General features: G+C 66.4%; 14 protein-coding genes. 1 reads left to right on the forward strand and 13 read right to left on the reverse strand.

The window, feature by feature from the left end:
• Positions 1–17: 17 nt before the first annotated feature.
• From F7R11_RS15375 to hutU, 6 genes are all read right to left on the reverse strand, one after another.
• Positions 18–413 (reverse strand): RNA-binding S4 domain-containing protein, encoded by a 396-nt coding sequence (locus F7R11_RS15375; protein ID WP_064804871.1) that lies wholly within the window; start codon positions 411–413, stop codon positions 18–20.
• Positions 410–1,525 (reverse strand): ferrochelatase, encoded by a 1,116-nt coding sequence (hemH, locus tag F7R11_RS15380; RefSeq protein WP_064804873.1) that lies wholly within the window; start codon positions 1,523–1,525, stop codon positions 410–412. Before hemH ends, F7R11_RS15375 begins: the two co-directional genes overlap by 4 nt.
• 58 nt (positions 1,526–1,583) lie before the next feature.
• A complete protein-coding gene (hutI, locus tag F7R11_RS15385; protein WP_064804875.1) occupies positions 1,584–2,819 on the reverse strand; it encodes an imidazolonepropionase in 1,236 nt (411 codons plus the stop codon).
• Positions 2,812–3,789 carry a formimidoylglutamase gene (gene hutG / locus F7R11_RS15390; RefSeq protein WP_064804877.1) on the reverse strand — a complete coding sequence of 326 codons (978 nt, stop codon included), beginning with the start codon at positions 3,787–3,789 and terminating at the stop codon, positions 2,812–2,814. The genes hutI and hutG overlap by 8 nt, the downstream gene beginning before the upstream one ends.
• A 2-nt stretch (positions 3,790–3,791) precedes the next feature.
• Positions 3,792–5,348 (reverse strand): histidine ammonia-lyase, encoded by a 1,557-nt coding sequence (gene hutH, locus F7R11_RS15395; protein WP_064804879.1) that lies wholly within the window; start codon positions 5,346–5,348, stop codon positions 3,792–3,794.
• 120 nt (positions 5,349–5,468) lie between these two features.
• The gene (gene hutU / locus F7R11_RS15400) at positions 5,469–7,187 is read right to left on the reverse strand and encodes a urocanate hydratase (protein WP_039600058.1); all 1,719 of its coding nucleotides are present in this window, start codon (positions 7,185–7,187) and stop codon (positions 5,469–5,471) included.
• A gap of 153 nt (positions 7,188–7,340) precedes the next feature.
• Between hutU and hutC the strand changes: the two genes are divergently transcribed.
• Positions 7,341–8,054 (forward strand): histidine utilization transcriptional repressor HutC, encoded by a 714-nt coding sequence (gene hutC / locus F7R11_RS15405; RefSeq protein ID WP_064804881.1) that lies wholly within the window; start codon positions 7,341–7,343, stop codon positions 8,052–8,054.
• Here the strand turns inward: hutC and F7R11_RS15410 are convergent.
• The 7 genes from F7R11_RS15410 to hrcA all read right to left on the reverse strand — a co-directional run bounded on the left by F7R11_RS15410 (position 8,051) and on the right by hrcA (position 16,339).
• A complete protein-coding gene (locus tag F7R11_RS15410; RefSeq protein WP_064804884.1) occupies positions 8,051–8,719 on the reverse strand; it encodes a DUF1266 domain-containing protein in 669 nt (222 codons plus the stop codon). The two genes, hutC and F7R11_RS15410, sit on opposite strands and share 4 nt — an antisense overlap.
• Before the next feature lie 12 nt (positions 8,720–8,731).
• Entirely contained in the window at positions 8,732–9,979 is a 1,248-nt protein-coding gene (locus tag F7R11_RS15415) for a hypothetical protein (RefSeq protein WP_197495013.1), read from the reverse strand.
• Entirely contained in the window at positions 9,976–12,321 is a 2,346-nt protein-coding gene (locus F7R11_RS15420; protein WP_064804886.1) for a hypothetical protein, read from the reverse strand. The genes F7R11_RS15415 and F7R11_RS15420 overlap by 4 nt, the downstream gene beginning before the upstream one ends.
• Positions 12,322–12,427: 106 nt before the next feature.
• Positions 12,428–13,297 carry an ABC transporter permease subunit gene (locus F7R11_RS15425; RefSeq protein WP_064804888.1) on the reverse strand — a complete coding sequence of 290 codons (870 nt, stop codon included), beginning with the start codon at positions 13,295–13,297 and terminating at the stop codon, positions 12,428–12,430.
• Positions 13,294–14,085 carry a taurine ABC transporter ATP-binding protein gene (locus F7R11_RS15430; protein WP_021195902.1) on the reverse strand — a complete coding sequence of 264 codons (792 nt, stop codon included), beginning with the start codon at positions 14,083–14,085 and terminating at the stop codon, positions 13,294–13,296. The genes F7R11_RS15425 and F7R11_RS15430 overlap by 4 nt, the downstream gene beginning before the upstream one ends.
• The gene (tauA, locus tag F7R11_RS15435; RefSeq protein WP_064804889.1) at positions 14,082–15,143 is read right to left on the reverse strand and encodes a taurine ABC transporter substrate-binding protein; all 1,062 of its coding nucleotides are present in this window, start codon (positions 15,141–15,143) and stop codon (positions 14,082–14,084) included. The genes F7R11_RS15430 and tauA overlap by 4 nt, the downstream gene beginning before the upstream one ends.
• Positions 15,144–15,271: 128 nt before the next feature.
• On the reverse strand, positions 15,272–16,339 hold the full coding sequence (hrcA, locus tag F7R11_RS15440; protein WP_021195904.1) for a heat-inducible transcriptional repressor HrcA: 1,068 nt from the start codon (positions 16,337–16,339) through the stop codon (positions 15,272–15,274).
• Between the last annotated feature and the right edge of the window lie 25 nt (positions 16,340–16,364).

Here is a 16,364-nt window from a genome sequence, read left to right on the forward strand (position 1 = left end):
GGCTAACTTCGGCTGCCTCAATCACCGAGTTTGTCGATGCGACGCCGGTCCCGCTTGGTCGGTCGACCGGCGATTTGCACAGCGGGTTCCTGATATAGCCGGCGCCTGTCGGCGTTTTCCTCGCGTTTTAAGCGACTCGTATCCGTCTCGGCATAGAGCGTTTGCGCGACCGAGGCAGGGCCACGCAGCTCGGCCAACGCCAATACCTCCAACTCCCACTGCTGCTCATGCGCGTGTACCCGCACGCGGTCACCAATCTTCACGTCCTTGGCCGGGCGGACCGGCTGGTCGTTGATCTGCACACGGCCGCGCTCCACCGCGTCGGTCGCCTGCGAGCGCGTCTTGAAGAAGCGCGCCGCCCACAGCCACTTGTCGATGCGGACGCGATCTGCTGGGTCGGTGCTCACTTTCATGCAGCGGCACCCTTGCTTTGCGCGCGCGTGCGGCTGGCTTCGAGTACATGCGGATGCGTGAGCGTCAGCGGCCAGCCCTGCAGATGCGCCAGCGCAATGTCGGCAATGCCCGCAATCCACGCCTCGTTGTCGTTCAAGCACGGGATGTAGTGGAAGTCCTTGCCACCGGCGACACGGAAGGTAGACAGCCCTTCCATGGCGATCTCCTCCAGCGTTTCCAAACAGTCGGCAGGGAAACCCGGACAAAACACGTCGACACGGTTGGTGCCGACGCGGCCAAGCTCTTCCAGCGTGGGCGCGGTGTACGGCTGCAACCACTCGGCGCGGCCGAAGCGCGACTGGAAGGTCACGAGGTACTGCCCCGGCAGCAAACCGAGCGCCTCGCCCAGCAAGCGGCCGGTCTTCAGGCATTCGCAGTGGTAGGGATCGCCCAGTTCGAGCGTGCGGCGCGGAACGCCATGGAACGACAGCAGCAGCTTATCGCCGTGCGCAAAGTCCGGCGCGCCGTGCTGCGCCCAGTAGGCGCCGACCTGCTGATGCAGCGCATTGATATAGGCGGGGTCGTCATGGAAATGCTTGACCAGCCGCAGCTCCGGCTGATTGCGCATCTCGCCAAGCACACGGAAGACTTCGTCGAACGCCGTGGCGGTGGTGGTGCCGGAATACTGCGGATACATCGGCAGCACGAGGATGCGTTCGACGCCCTGCTTCCGCAGCGCCTGCATCACGGATGGGATCGACGGATTGCCGTAGCGCATCGCGCAGGCGACCACCACGTCGTGGCCCTGTGCGTTCATCAACTGCTGCAGCGCATGCGCTTGGCGCTCGGTATAGACGAGCAATGGCGAGCCCGTCATATTGGCCTCGCGCAGCCAGATGCTTTCGTACTTGTGCGCCGACGCCCGCGAGCGCAGCGGCAGGATCAGCACGTTGAGGATGAACCACCACGCGGCGCGCGGAATCTCCACCACACGCGGGTCGGACAGGAACTGCCGCAGGTAGCGGCCTACCTCGCGCGGCGAGGTACCGTCGGGTGTACCGAGGTTGACCAGCAGGATCGCCGTGCGATCGGGCTGACCGTGCTGGAACAGAGGTTCGGGCAAAAAGGGCATGGGACGGGGGTTCGCGGGTGACCCGGCTGATTATACGAGCCGAGTCGTCACGCATTCCTTACGCCACCACCACACCATCCTTAACCACGCCCGCGCAGGGGTTGAGGCCCATTGCATAGGCCAGGTCCGCAGGCCGATCGATGCGCCAGAGCGCGAAGTCAGCCACGCAACCCGGGGCGAGCACCCCGCACGTGCCGGACAAGCCGAGCGCCGCGGCAGCATGGCGCGTAGCACCGGTCAGCGCCTCCAACGGCGTCAGGCGGAACAGCGTGCACGCCATGTTCATCGCCAGCAGCAGCGACGTCAGCGGCGAGGTGCCTGGGTTGGAGTCGGTCGACACCGCCATCGGCACACCAGCTTCACGTAAGGCAGCCATTGGCGGGAGGCGCGTTTCACGCAGGCAGTAGAACGCGCCGGGCAGCAGCACGGCCACCGTGCCGGCCTGGGCCATGGCGGCGATGCCGGCGTCGGTCAGGCATTCGAGGTGGTCGGCAGACAGCCCGCCGTAACGTGCCACCAGCGCCGCGCCGCCCTGATCGGAAAGCTGCTCAGCATGCAGCTTGACCGGTAGGCCCAGGCGTTGCGCTGCGTCGAACATGCGCGCCGTCTGCGCGGGCGTGAAGCCGATGCTCTCGCAGAACGCGTCGACGGCATCGACCAGTCCCTCTTCCGCCAGTGCGGGCAGCACCTGGGTGCAGAGGTAGTCGATGTAGTCACCCGCACGGCCGGCAAACTCGGGGGGCACAGCGTGTGCGCCCAGGAACGTCGTCCGCACACGCACCGGCAGCGATTGGCCGAAGCGGCGCGCGACGCGCAGCATGCGGCACTCGGTTTCCAAGTCCAGGCCGTAGCCAGATTTGATCTCGACGGTGGTGACGCCTTCGGCGCGCAGTGCGTTCAGGCGCGGCAGGCTGGCTTCGGCGAGTGCATCTTCGCTGGCCGCACGCGTGGCGCGCACGGTGGAGAGGATACCGCCGCCCGCCCGCGCGATCTCTTCGTAGGGCACGCCGTTCAGACGCGCTTCGAATTCGTTGCTGCGGTTGCCGGCGTAGACGAGGTGCGTGTGGCAGTCGATCAGGCCGGGCGTGAGCCATGCGCCGCCGCCATCGTGCTCGCGCGTGGCGCGGGCGTTGGCAGGTAGATCGGCACGTGCACCCAGCCACGCGATGCGACCGTCCTTGACGGCGATGGCGCCATCGCGGATCTCGCCATAGCCGTCGGCATCAGCCGCCAGCGTGGCGAGGTGGACGTTGGTCCAGAGCGCATCCCAGTGCAGGTCGGCTTGATCAGTCATGTGCGGTCCCTTGCAGGCCAATGCCATCGGCCACGCGTGCAACCAGGCGGGCGGCGACACGTGCCGTGTGGTTGTCGATATCGAGCGACGGGTTGAGTTCCGCCACATCGGCCAGCCGCAGCTTGCCCGAGCTGACCACGCGATCGACGATGGGCTCGATCACGTCCATCGACACGCCGCGTGCGGACGGTGCGCTCACACCGGGGGCAACGCTGGCCGGCAGGACATCCAGGCACATCGTCAGATACACGTGGTCGACCTGGCTCAAGAACACCTCGACCACCTGCAACACATGGGCGAGCTGCATGATGTCCATCTCGTCGTCATGCATCCAGCGCACGCCAAGCTGGCGGGCGCGGGCGAACAGCGCTTCGGTGTTGGCGTAGGTGCTCACGCCCAGGCAGGCGTAGTGGAACGGCCAGCCGCGTCGTGCACAGTCTTCTGCGATCTGACGGAACGGTGTGCCGGAGCTGCCGCGCTCGCCCGCGCGCAAATCGAAATGCGCGTCGAGGTTGAGGATGCCGATGCGTGGCGCGTCCTTCGACTTGGCCGCCAGATGCCGCGCCAAGCCGCCGAACGAAGCCCATGCGATCTCATGTCCGCCACCCAGCGCGATCGGGAACGCACCACGGTCGAGCAAGTCGTGCAGCACGCCGGACAACTCGCTCTGCGCCGCTTCCAGCGCATCACCCTGGCACGTCACATCCCCCGCATCGACAACCATGCGGCCGGCACGCGCCGGCAGGTTGGCGAGCATCTTGCGGATAGCGTTCGGGCCGGCCTGCGCGCCGGTGCGCCCATGGTTGCGCGCGACACCCGCGTCGCACGCGAAGCCTGCCAGCGCAACCGTATTGGCCAGTGGTGTGGCTGCATCGATGCGGTGGACCGTCTGGTGCCAGCGCAGGCCCAGCGGGCCCTCTTCCGCATCAACGCGGCCTTGCCAGACGTTCGGTTCAGCTTGGGCCAGCATGATCAGACGAGCGCGAGGTCGGCCAGTTGGGTGCGGCACGAATCGCCCAGATCGCCGTCGAGCACGAGGCGGCGGGCCGCTTCGATGTCCGGCGCGAAGAGACGGTCTTCACCGTAGTACGCCACGCGCGCGCGGATGCAGCCGTGCGCGTGTTGCAGCGTGTCGGACGTGGCCAGCGGCTTGTGGAAGTCGATGCCCTGCGCGGCAGCCAGCGCTTCGATGCCGACGATGGTGGCGGTGTTCTCGGCCATGTCCTGCAGACGGCGGCCGGCGAAGGTGGCCATGCTGACGTGGTCTTCCTGGTTGGCGGAAGTCGGCAGGCTGTCGACGCTGGCCGGGTGGGCGAACGTCTTGTTTTCCGACGCCAGGGCAGCGGCCGTCACGTGCGCAATCATGAAGCCCGAGTTCAGGCCCGGTTGCTCGACCAGGAACGGCGGCAGGCCCGACAGCGTGGAGTCGATCAGCAGCGCAATGCGGCGTTCCGACAGCGCACCGATTTCAGCAATCGCCAGCGCCAGCATGTCGGCAGCAAACGCCACCGGCTCGGCGTGGAAGTTACCGCCCGAGATGACTTCGTTGGTGTCGGCGTAGACCAGCGGGTTGTCCGTCACCGCATTGGCTTCGGTGAGCAGCGTGGCGCCGGCCTGACGGATCAGGTCGAAGCACGCGCCCATGACTTGCGGCTGGCAGCGCAGGCTGTACGGGTCCTGCACGCGCTTGTCGCCCACGAGGTGCGACTGGCGGATCGCGCTGCCGGCCAGCAGGTTGCGGTACACGGCTGCAGTAGCGATTTGGCCTTGCTGGCCGCGCACGGCATGTACGCGCGGATCGAACGGCGCATCGCTGCCCTTGGCGGCGTCTACCGACAGCGCACCGGCCACGGTGGCGGCCTTCAGCAGGCGTTCGGCCAGGAACAGGCCGTTCAGTGCCAGCGCGGTCGACACTTGCGTGCCGTTGATGAGTGCGAGGCCTTCCTTGGCGGCCAGTGCGATCGGCTCGATACCGGCGGCGGCCAGCGCTGCACGTGCCGGGGTGCGCACGCCGTTCACGCGCACATCGCCTTCACCCAGCAGGGCCAGCGTCATGTGGGCCAGCGGTGCCAGGTCGCCCGAAGCACCCACCGAACCCTTGGACGGAATGCACGGCACGATGCCTGCGTTCAGCAGCGCCAGCAGCGTGTCGATCACAACACGGCGCACGCCCGAGTAACCGCGTGCGAGGCTCGCGGCCTTCATCAGCAGCACGAGGCGCGCAACGCTGTCGCTCACGTCTTCGCCAGTACCCACGGCGTGCGACAGGATCAGGTTGCGTTGCAGGCGCTCCAACTCGTGCGTGGGGATCTGCGTTTTGGCCAGCAGGCCGAACCCGGTGTTGATGCCATAGGCCGGGGCACCCTTGGCGACAATGGCCTGCACGGTGGCAGCCGATGCCTCGATGGCGGCAGCGCAATCGCCCGACAGCGCGACGGGCGTGGGCGCGAGCCACACGCGGCGCAGATCGTCAAAGGACATCGCACCGGGTTGCAGCGTCAGGATGGGGGGCGTGGTCATGGTGTTCATGGTCAAAGCAATGGGATGTTTCATTGTCGCCCCTGCATGAAAAGGCGGTCATTGCAGGGGCACATCGTCTAGTCGTATCAAATCCCCGCCCGCGCGGGGATGCCTGAATTCGGTCCGGGCTCAGCCGATCATCGGCAGATTCAAACCGTTGCGCTTGGCGCAGGCGACGGCGGTCTCATAACCGGCATCAGCATGACGCATCACGCCCGAACCCGAGTCGTTGACCAGCACACGGCCGAGGCGCTTGGCGGCAGCTTCCGTGCCGTCCGCAACGATCACCACGCCCGAGTGCTGCGAGTAGCCCATGCCGACGCCGCCACCATGGTGCAGCGACACCCACGTCGCGCCACCGGCAGTGTTGAGCAGCGCATTGAGCAGCGGCCAATCCGACACCGCATCGGTGCCATCGCGCATCGATTCGGTTTCGCGGTTGGGGCTGGCGACGGAGCCGGTGTCGAGGTGATCGCGGCCGATCACGATCGGGGCCTTCAGCTCGCCGTTCTTGACCATCTCGTTGAAGGCCAGGCCAGCCAGGTGACGCTCACCCAGACCCAGCCAGCAGATACGTGCCGGCAGGCCCTGGAAGGCGATGCGATCACGCGCCATGTCGAGCCAGCGGTGCACGTGCGTGTTGTGCGGGAAGAGTTCCTTGATCTTGGCGTCGGTCTTGTAGATGTCTTCCGGATCGCCCGACAGCGCCACCCAGCGGAACGGGCCCTTGCCCTCGCAGAACAGCGGACGGATGTAGGCCGGCACAAAGCCCGGGAAATCGAAGGCGTTCTTCACGCCCTGGTCGAATGCGACCTGGCGGATGTTGTTGCCGTAATCGACGGTCGGGATGCCCATGGCCTGGAAGTCGAGCATGGCTTGCACGTGCACGGCGCACGACTTGGCGGCCTCGTCGGTCAGGCGGGCGTGCTGCGACGGATCGCGTTGCGCAGCACGCCATTGCTCGACCGTCCAGCCCACCGGCAGGTAGCCGTTGACCAGATCATGGGCCGAGGTCTGGTCGGTCACCAGATCCGGCTTCAGGCCGCCGGCGCGGGCACGCTTGACCAGCTCCGGCAAGATTTCCGCTGCGTTGCCCAGCAGGCCGATCGATACGGCCTCGCCGCGCTCGCAATGGTGGCGGATCAGGTTGAATGCGTCGTCGATGTCCTTGGCCTGCTTGTCGAGGTAACGCGTACGCAGGCGGAAGTCGATGCTCGATTGCTGGCATTCGATGTTCAGCGACACCGCGCCGGCCAGCGTGGCGGCCAGCGGCTGTGCGCCGCCCATGCCACCCAGGCCTGCCGTCAGGATCCACTTGCCGGCGAGCTTGCCGTCGTAATGCTGGCGGCCAGCTTCGGCAAACGTCTCATACGTGCCTTGGACGATGCCTTGGCTGCCGATGTAGATCCAGCTGCCAGCCGTCATCTGGCCGTACATGAACAGGCCCTTGCGGTCCAGCTCGTTGAAGTGTTCCCAGTTCGCCCACTTGGGCACCAGGTTGGAGTTGGCGATCAGCACGCGCGGCGCATCCGGGTGCGTCTTGAACACGCCGACCGGCTTGCCGGACTGCACCAGCAGCGATTCGTCGTCGTTCAGCTCGCGCAGCGTTTCGAGGATCTTGTCGTAGCAGGCCCAGTCGCGCGCTGCACGGCCAATACCGCCGTAGACAACCAGGTGCTTCGGGTTCTCGGCCACGTCCGGGTCGAGGTTGTTTTGCAGCATGCGGTAGGCGGCTTCGGTCAGCCAGCTCTTGCAGTGCAGCTCGGTGCCGCGCGGGGCACGGATCTCGCGCGAGGCGTCGTAACGCGGGTCGTTGGTCAGGTGGGCAGCGTTGGTCGGTGCATTCATGTGAGGTCTCCTGCGAACTCCTTGGGTGTGCTGCGCATCTTATGTTGTATATACAACTTAGGCAAGAAAACTTTACAAGCTAAGAGCAAACCCTGATGATGGCTGCCATCCGCACATCACATCGGCCGCCAAGCCGCACCCAAAGTCGACTCCATGTCACAAGATCAGTCCGCCAGCACACCCGCCTTCCAGCGCATCAAGGAAGACATCCTCACGCGCATCCGCAGCGGCGAATGGCAGGAGGGCGAAATGATTCCGGGGGAGACCACGCTGGCGCAGACCTTCAGCGTGTCGCGCATGACGGTCAACCGCGCACTGCGCGAACTGACCGCCGAGCAGATCCTCACGCGGGTGCAGGGGCTGGGGACGTTCGTCGCGCAGCAGAAGTACCAGGCGACGCTGGTGGCGATCCGCAACATCGCCGAGGAGATTGCTGCACGCGGCCACCAGCACCGGGCCGAGCTGCACAAGCTCGAACGCGCACGCGCCAACGAGGCGCTGGCAGCGGCGTTTGGCGTGTCAACGGGGTACCTGCTGTTCCACTCGCTGATCGTGCATTTCGAGAACGACCTGCCGATCCAGGCGGAAGACCGCTGGGTGAATGCCGCGCTCGCCCCCGAGTACATGGAGCAAGACTTCACGCAGACCACGCCGAATGCCTACCTGATGCGTGCCGCCCCGCTGCAGGGTGTGGACTACGGCATCGAGGCCCGCCTGCCCCCGCGCGAAATCGCCGAGATGCTGCACATGGATGTGCGCGAGCCTTGCCTGATGCTGCGTCGAAAGACCCTGTCGCAGGGTCAGGTCGCTTCGGTGGCGACCATGTGGCACCCGGGTGGGCGCTATCAGTTCACGGGGAGTTTCTAGGCCGCAGTGTGTGCTGCGCTGGGACTCAGCGCGGGTTCACCAGGCCACGGCAACCCCGCCCATGCGCCGTCGAGGCCAAGCAATTGGCGCACGTGGTATGCATCAAAGCCACTGCCCAGCGGATCGGCGCGAAACGCGGCCACCCACTGCCGCCGCCCGGCAATGAAGGCGTGGCCGAAGTCTTCCCAACCGGCAAAACAATCCTGTGCACGCTGCGCATTGAGCAGCAGCACCCGCCACGCCACCATCGGGTCGGCCCACCCCATCAGCATGGCGTTGCGCACCAGGAACGCCATGCGCACGCAGGCAAACGCTAGCGCCGCACGCGGGTCATCCGTGGGCTGCAGCGCATGCAGATCAGCGCGAAACCATTGCGCCTCCAACACCCGTGAAAGATGAGCCCTCACCTCGTCGTCGGATGTGGTGGGGCGCAGTTCCATCTGGTGCAACAACGGCGTGCGAAACAGTTTGCGCGTCTCTTCATTGAGCGCCGTCGTGGCGGGACTCATGAAGCCCGTCAGGCCAGTCGCTTCCACCATGGGTTGTGCCAGCGCCAGCGCCCAGTGCTTGCGCGGCGTGAAGGCCGCCTGCTTGGCGGGGCGGAAGTACCGGACCACACGCCACAGCACAACCACCGCCAGCAGAATCTTGAGCCAGGTGGGCATGGATGTCCTCGCTTATCCGTGGCGTGCGCCGGCTTGCGTGGCCAGCGCTTCCGCTTCCCGTGCGGACATGTCGGGCCACGGCACGTCTTCCGTCATGAAACCCGCGTCGGGGCTGTCGGGACTGGCCGACGGCATGCCCGCTCCCCGCTTGGTGCGCGCCTGGCGCGTGGCGTAGGCAACCGATGCCGCACGCGGCGGATGCTCGGCCAGCAATGCCGGTTGGCGTGCCGCAATGAGCCACTCCACCATGGGCGTCGGCGCGCGCAGGCGCGGGAACAACTGCGGATGGTGCGCCACCAGTTGCGTCTGCGTGGCCGCATCGGTCACATCCTCAATCCGCTGCCAGCCAACAGGCGTGCGCACCAGGCCGATGGCGATGCAGTCTGCCGGTGTGTCGCCACCGGGTGCCAACGCGTTGAGGCAGGCCAGCACATCGCCGACATAGCGGTCGATCGGCGGACGATTCTGCTTGCCTTTGACCTGCTCGACCGTCAGCGCGCCGTCGGCCCCCACGATCAGGCTGATGGTGATGTGCGGCTGCCCGCTGGCATCACGAAAGCTCAGCAGACGCAGGCGCTGTTGTTCGATGGCTTCGGCATAGCGCTCGCCGTAGCCGCCGGACAGCGTGCGGCGATCGGCGAACTGGCCGAGGCAATGGCGCATGACATAGCTCTCGAAGGCCATCTCGGCGCGCAGCAAGGTGCTGTCATGCCGAAACTCGACAAAGCTGCCGTTGGGGGTGGTCAGCAGCGTGAGCAGTGCGTCGGGTTGGCTCTCGCGCCAGCCGCGTTCGATGCGCGCGGCCATCTCGGCGTGCTCGCGCTCCCATTGCGCGAGGGCCTGCGGGCAGTTGACGCGGTCGAGCTTGCCCTCCAGCGCGGTGCCCCGGCGCGAGGTCAGGAACTCCAGCAGCTTCTGCTCCAGCGCCAGCAGTTGAGGCTCGACGGGGTCGATCCACACCACTGGTGCAAGCGCGGCGGCCGCAGCACCGGGGGCAGCTTTGGTGGCTGTGAAGCGTGCGGCCACCCATTCGGGCAGCGTGGCGGCGCCCAGCGCCTTGCGCGCTTCGTCCAGCGAGGCGATCGGCCGTGCCGGCTCGAAGTTGGCCACCAGGTGACGATAGAAATGATTCAGCAGCCAGGCACGTACCGGCGCGGCATCACCGCGCGCTTCGCTGCGCGCGATGATGCCCGCCTTCAGCCGATCAGCGTTGAGTGCGTTGCGCGGGGCGTAGCCGGTTGTCCGGGCGGTGCGGCTCATTTCCAGAACTGCCACCACGACTTGCCGGACGCTGCACCGGCACCCCCGCGCTGGTACGACGCCAGCAGCGTTTTCATGGCGTCGTAGTCCTGGCTGGCGGATGCATTGTCGCGCGGGTTGCAGTCCATCGAGCGCTGGCACAGGGCCGCGGCTTCATCAAAGCGCTCCAGCGCACCCATGACCTGGGCGGCCTTGGCCAATGCCCAGTAATCGTCGCAGAAACGCACCTGCGGCTCCAGGCGGTTCCAGTAGGTCGTTGTCTCTTCCGCCAGGGCCTGCCCCATGTAAAGCAGCACGCGCAGGCGCGCGCCCAGCGCACCGGATGTCAGGGCATCTTCGCTCTCGCCGTTCTCCTGCTGCCAGTGCGCCAGACGCTCCAGCCAGATCGACATTTCGTGCGGTCGTCCCAGCGTCAGCAGGGCATGCGCCACATCGCCTACGTAATCGTTCGGCTCGTGCCGGCTGTAGCCGTAGTCGGCCGAGAAGTTCCAGAGCGCCTCGGCGGCGTCCAGCACACCGGCGTGGTCTTCCTGTTCGATACGTGAGCGCAGGATGCCGTCGTAGTGCTCGGCAAACGGGCTGGCGGCGATGCCGCGCCGGTGCAACTCGACGGCGTCGTCGTAGCGGCTTTCGTAGTAGCGGTACTGGATAGCGAGGTTGTTGCAGAGCATCGAATACAGGTGCGCGCACGCGTCGTACGGATGCCCAGTGCCTGTCGCGAAGTACCGCTCCATGCGGGCCTGCGCCTGCTCGTAGACGGTGCACAGCAGCTTGCGATACAGCTTCTGCGCCTCGTCCTGCTGCTTGGCCGGCAGATCATCGAGCTGCTCTTCATATTCGTTGTCGACGGTCACAGCAAAGGCGTAGCCCCACAGGCCGCTGGGCACCGCCGGCACCGGCAGCCGGAGCGTTTCCAGCAGCCCCAGCGAACGGGCCCGCGCATGGAAGAGCGAGTACGCCGTGCGGTTGTCCTCCATCTCGGTTTCGTGCGTGGCAGCCAGTAGCTGAGCCGCTTCGGTGGTCGGGTCGATGCGCCCCGCCATACCGTTGCGCACCGCCATGAGGCGCGTGGTCCACGGGTGCTTGGGGGCGCGGGCCTCGGCCAGCGCATGGGCCGCAACCACAACCTCGGGCAACGCCTCTTCCGCATCTTTGCCGTCCAGCGCGGCAAACAGCACGCGGTGCACGTCGGAGCGCTCGTGCAGCGACGGCCCGTGGCCCTGCGCCAGTTGCACGAAGCGCTCGAAGGTCTCGTCCAGATGACAGGCACGCAGGGCACACAGCGCCCACCAGACCGAGGTGTCTGCCGGATCAGCCAGGCGCGCGCTCACGATGGGCGGCAAACCTTCCCACATGCCGGTTTCCACTTGGTAGATGTGGAAAAAGGCACGCTGTCCGGCCTCGTCAAAGCGGCCGGCCTCGATCAGCCATTCGAGTTCGTATTCGATAAAGTCGTCGCTGCCGTCGGACGACAGGCTGTAGCGTGCGGCGGCACAAGCCTGTAGCGCGCCGGCCAGATCGCCCTGCTTGCGCTTCGCGCGTGCCCCCAGGCGAGCCAGGCGGACTTCCGCCCCGCGGCGGCGTGGCAGTGACCAGTCGGCCGTGAGCGCCGTCACCGGCTGTGCGAAGGCGGCCAGGTGGTCCGGCACGATCTCGATCAGCGCATCGCCCAGGCGCAGCCAATCGTTTTCGTCGACATCCTGATCCGGGGCGGCGGTCTGCAGCGCAGCGATGCTGGCCTCGGCCGCAGCACGTGCCTCGGCAAGCTGCTCATGGCGGGAATACGCCCAGGCGCGGCGGCGGTGATGGTCGGCCGTATCCCACGCGCGGAACGCCGCTCGGCCCGGAATGGCCTGATCGATGGCCTCACGTAGGTCGATGGTCGGCAACGCGACGGCGAATGCGGCGTATTCCAGCTGATCGAACACGCGCAATTGGCGATACGCATCAGCGTCAAGATCGGGCCGCTCGCGGACGATGGTGTGCATCTCAGCCAGCGCTTGCAGAGCGGCAGCTTCGTCGCGCAGGTAACTGGCCATCTGCAGCCGATACAACGCAAGCTGCATCTGCACGCCGGTCTGGGCATCTGCGGGCGCGGCGGCCAGTACGGCAGCACCATCGCCATCGACCACGGCGCGCGCCGCAGGCGTATCGCCTGCGCGCATCCACAGCGTGTGCAGGCGGTCGACCGCATCGAGCGTATCGGCACGCAAGGGCTTGGCGCGCAGCCGAGCCAGCAGATCAGCCGCTTCGCTCGAATCGCTTTCTTCCAGATCGGCTTCCAGGCGGTCGAGCAGTTGTTCAAGTTGCGCGCCACTCAGGGCATCGCGATCGGGCGTCATCTCGTCTTCTCCGGAGGGAACGCCGCGCAGCTTAGCGCCCACCCGGGTGCGACTCAATTAAGGTTTGGTAACACCGCCCGTACTGAAACGACGTGCAAGCAAGACGTCAGGCACGCCCCTTCCAGGGCACCGCGCGGGCTTCGATGGCGCGCATGGCCAAATCGAACGCCCAGGCAATCGCGCCGATCAGCACGATGCCCATCACCACCAGATCGGTGCGCAGAAAGCTCGATGCATTGAGCACCATCTGCCCGAGGCCGACCGTGGCGGCCACCATCTCTGCGGCCACCAGCGTGGTCCAGCCGAAACCGATGGCGATGCGCAAGCCGGTCAGGATTTCCGGCAGCGCCGCCGGCAGGATCACGTGCCGCACGACCTGCGTGAAACTCGCGCCCAGCGCGTAGGCGGCGTTGATCTGCTCGCGCGTAGCGCTGCGCACGCCGGCGCGCGCAGCCATCGCAATCGGCGCAAAGCAGGCCAGGTAGATGACGACGATCTTGGCGCGCTCATCGATGCCCAGCCAGATGACCACCAGCGGCAGGTAGGCCAGCGGCGGCAGCGGGCGATAGAACTCGATGGGTGGGTCGAGCAAGCCGCGGGCGGTGCGCGATACGCCCATCGCCAAGCCGACCGGCACAGCGGTGACAGCCGCCAACGCAAATGCGCCGAACACGCGCAATGCGCTCCAGCCCAGATGGGCAGCCAGTGGCTGACCGCCCTGGATATCGCCGCGCCATGCGTCGAGGAAGGCGTGGCCGACGGCCTGTGGCGACGGCAGGAACAGCGGCGGGACCCAATGGAAGGTCGTTGCTGCCCACCACAGCAGCAGCAACGCGCCCACCGAAAGCAGGCTCAACCCCAGCGCACTGCCCTCGCCGGGCAAACGGTAGCCGCGCAGCTTGCGCGGCAGTTGAACGGAAGGCGCCGCCGTCTCAACGGGGACGCTTTTGAACACTGCCGTTTCGATCGCGCTCATGCGGCCAACTCCTCGGGGGCACGGTGGATCAGCGCCAGCACGCGCTCACGCCACGCAATGAATTCCGGCGACGACTTCACCGCCCGTGCATCTGCGCCCGCCAGCGCCTGCCGCGAGAACGGCAGATCGAACGTCTGCACAATCCGCCCCGGCGACGGCGACATCACCACCAGCCGCGTCGCCAGGAACAGCGCTTCTTCCACGTCGTGCGTGATGAAGAACACGGTGGTGCCCGTGCGTTGCCACACATCCAGCACCAGCGTCTGCATGGTCTCGCGCGTGAAGGCGTCGAGCGCGCCCATCGGCTCGTCCATCAACAGCACGCGCGGCTCGGTCGCCAGCGCGCGGGCAATACCGACACGCTGCTGCATGCCGCCTGACAGGGCGTACACGGGCGAAGTGGCATGTGCCTCCAGACCGACCAGTCGCAGCAGTTCAAGCGCCCGTGCGTGGCGCGTCTTGCGGTCCAGGCCGCGCAGCTTCAAGCCAAGGGCCACGTTGTCGCGCACGTTCAGCCAAGGCATCAGACCATAACGCTGGAACACCACGCCGCGCTCGGCACCGGGGCCATCCACCTCGCGCCCATCGAGCAGGATCTGCCCCGCCGTCGGCGCGACAAAGCCGGCCAGGCAGTTCAGCAGCGTGGTCTTCCCGCAACCCGAGGCCCCCAGGGCAACAACGAACTCGCCAGCATTGATCGACAAGTCCACGCCGCCCAAGGCTTGTGTGGTGCGGCCGCGCGCATCGGTGTAGTCGACGCGCAGGCCGCGGACTTCAATGCGGCTCATCGCGATGCGGTTGCAACGGCTTTGGTTCCGCTGGCCACTCGCTGCACAAAGCGCGAATCGATGGTCGCACCGTAATCGGGCAGCACCGCCTGGATCGTGCCCTGCGTCTTCAGGAACTGCGCGGTCGCCAGCAGCGACTGTGCCGCACCCGACTGCGCGCCACCGCCCAGCCAACGCTTGGAAGCCTGCTCCGCCGCATCCGGGAAGGCATACAGCGCCAGGCTTGCCGGCACATCCGCCGCAGCGGCACCCGAGGTCTTGGCAACCGCCGCCACCTGCGGCGAGGTCACCGTCCAGGCAGCTTTGTTGTCGCGATAGGCGGCATCGGCCTTGGCCAGCACCTCGACAAACTTGGCGATGAACTCCGCGTTGTCACGCGCAAACTTGCGGTCTGCCACGAAGCCATCGAAAGTCGACTTGCCGGTGGCGGCAGCGATCTTGCCCGAGGTGGTCAGCACCGTGCCGTTCTTCTTCACCTTGGCGAGCACCGGATCCCAAATGAAGGCGGCATCCACGTCACCCCGGTCCCACGCGGCAGACAGCTCCTGCGGGCGCAGGTTGACGACCTTCACGTCGCGCGGGTCCAGCCCGGCCTGCTGGAGCGCCACCAGCGCGTGAAAGTGCGAAGTCGACACGTATGGCACGCCCAGCGTCTTGCCCTTCAAGTCCGCCACGCGCGACACGCCGCTGCCGTTGCGGGCGACCAGTGCTTCGGCATCATTGATGTTGTCGAGAATCCAGAACAGCGAGAGATCCACGCCCTGCGATACGCCGGCCGCAATCGGGCTCGACCCTGCCTCGCCAATCTGTACGGAACCCGACGCGATGGCGCGCACCACATCGGCGCCGCTGGCGAGCTGACGGTAAGTCACCTTGTAGCCGGTGGCGCGCTCAACCTCGCCGGTGGCCTGGGCGTAGCGCCACGGCAGCACCATGTCCTGATAGGCGATGACGACCTCGCGGTCCGCCGCGCGTGCCGGTGCGGCACCAAACAACGCCAACGAAACGGCTGCGGTCAACGCCGCAGCCAGCAAACGGGGAAGAGAGAAACCAGCCATGGAAGACTCCGGCAAAAGAAGAACGCGCACATGCGCCGGAGTCGATTGTGGGAGACGGCAGACCGCGCTGTCGTCGAAGAAAATCGGCTGAGCTTATGCAGCCCGCATGCAGACCTAAACTCGGTAGATCAATATTGGCTGAGCGTGCTCGACAGCAGCTTGGCGGTGATGTCCACGATGGGGATCACGCGCTCATACGCCATGCGCATCGGCCCGATCACACCGAGCGTGCCGACGATCTTGCCGTCGACCTCGTACGGCGCGGTGATGACAGCCATGTCTTCGTGCGGCACGAGGCTGCTTTCGCCGCCGATGAAGATCTGCACGCCCTCGGCGCGGCTAGATACATCCAGCAGCTGCAGCAGGCCGGTCTTCTGCTCGAACACGGCAAAGAGGCGCCGCAGCTTGTCCATGGAGGAAGACAGGTCTTCCACATCCAGCAGCTTGCGCTCGCCGGAGATCACCACTGGCTCTTCGTCCGACGCGGCACTGCTGCCCGCCTCCACCGCCGCCTGCATCAGCGAGGTCATGTCGGCCTGCAGCACCGACAGCTCGCCGCGCAGGCGTTCGCGTACGGCGTCGAAGGTCAGGCCGCCGTAATGCGCGTTGATGTAGTTGGCCGCCTCCACCAGCTGCGACGGCGTGTAGGGCGTATCGGTATGGATGATGCGGTTCTGCACGTCGCCCTCGGGCGTGACGACGATCAGCAGGATACGGTTTTCCGACAGCCGCAGGAATTCGATCTGGCGGAACGCGTGCGAGCGGCGCGGCGTCATCACCACCCCGGCAAACTGCGACAGGTTGGACAGCGTCTGCGCCGCCGCCGCAATCACCCGCTGCGACGATTCCGACCCGTGCGACGCCAGTTGCGTGCGCACCTGCTCGGCAATCACGCCGGCCATCTGCTGCGCCATGCGGTCGTGCGCGCCGAGTGCTCCCATCGCGTCCAGCGGGCTGGCCGTCAGCATGGTGTCGACGAAGAGCCGGTAGCCGCGCGGCGTCGGAATGCGCCCGGCCGAGGTGTGCGGGCTGGCGATGAAACCCATCTCCTCCAGGTCGGACATCACATTGCGGATGGTGGCCGGCGACAGATCAAGCCCCGAATACTTCGACAAGGTGCGCGAGCCCACGGGCTGGCCCTCGGCGATGTACCGTTCGATCAGGGTCTTGAGGAGGATGGTGGCGCGCTTATCCATGATTCTTCGATTTTACGCAAAATCG

Origin of the sequence: Ralstonia insidiosa (assembly GCF_008801405.1) — a bacterium.
Classification (GTDB): Bacteria; Pseudomonadota; Gammaproteobacteria; order Burkholderiales; family Burkholderiaceae; genus Ralstonia; species Ralstonia insidiosa.

What these genes read in the sequence shown, in the direction of transcription:
- F7R11_RS15375 (WP_064804871.1), bottom strand. Translation starts at nt 413, where the DNA reads ATGAAAGTGAGCACCGACCCAGCAGATCGCGTCCGCATCGACAAGTGG.
- F7R11_RS15430 (WP_021195902.1), bottom strand. Translation starts at nt 14,085, where the DNA reads ATGAGCCGCATTGAAGTCCGCGGCCTGCGCGTCGACTACACCGATGCG.
- hutI (WP_064804875.1), bottom strand. Translation starts at nt 2,819, where the DNA reads ATGACTGATCAAGCCGACCTGCACTGGGATGCGCTCTGGACCAACGTC.
- hutC (WP_064804881.1), top strand. Translation starts at nt 7,341, where the DNA reads ATGTCACAAGATCAGTCCGCCAGCACACCCGCCTTCCAGCGCATCAAG.
- tauA (WP_064804889.1), bottom strand. Translation starts at nt 15,143, where the DNA reads ATGGCTGGTTTCTCTCTTCCCCGTTTGCTGGCTGCGGCGTTGACCGCA.
- hutG (WP_064804877.1), bottom strand. Translation starts at nt 3,789, where the DNA reads ATGCTGGCCCAAGCTGAACCGAACGTCTGGCAAGGCCGCGTTGATGCG.
- hutU (WP_039600058.1), bottom strand. Translation starts at nt 7,187, where the DNA reads ATGAATGCACCGACCAACGCTGCCCACCTGACCAACGACCCGCGTTAC.
- F7R11_RS15415 (WP_197495013.1), bottom strand. Translation starts at nt 9,979, where the DNA reads ATGAGCCGCACCGCCCGGACAACCGGCTACGCCCCGCGCAACGCACTC.
- F7R11_RS15425 (WP_064804888.1), bottom strand. Translation starts at nt 13,297, where the DNA reads ATGAGCGCGATCGAAACGGCAGTGTTCAAAAGCGTCCCCGTTGAGACG.
- hrcA (WP_021195904.1), bottom strand. Translation starts at nt 16,339, where the DNA reads ATGGATAAGCGCGCCACCATCCTCCTCAAGACCCTGATCGAACGGTAC.
- hemH (WP_064804873.1), bottom strand. Translation starts at nt 1,525, where the DNA reads ATGCCCTTTTTGCCCGAACCTCTGTTCCAGCACGGTCAGCCCGATCGC.
- F7R11_RS15410 (WP_064804884.1), bottom strand. Translation starts at nt 8,719, where the DNA reads ATGCCCACCTGGCTCAAGATTCTGCTGGCGGTGGTTGTGCTGTGGCGT.
- F7R11_RS15420 (WP_064804886.1), bottom strand. Translation starts at nt 12,321, where the DNA reads ATGACGCCCGATCGCGATGCCCTGAGTGGCGCGCAACTTGAACAACTG.
- hutH (WP_064804879.1), bottom strand. Translation starts at nt 5,348, where the DNA reads ATGAACACCATGACCACGCCCCCCATCCTGACGCTGCAACCCGGTGCG.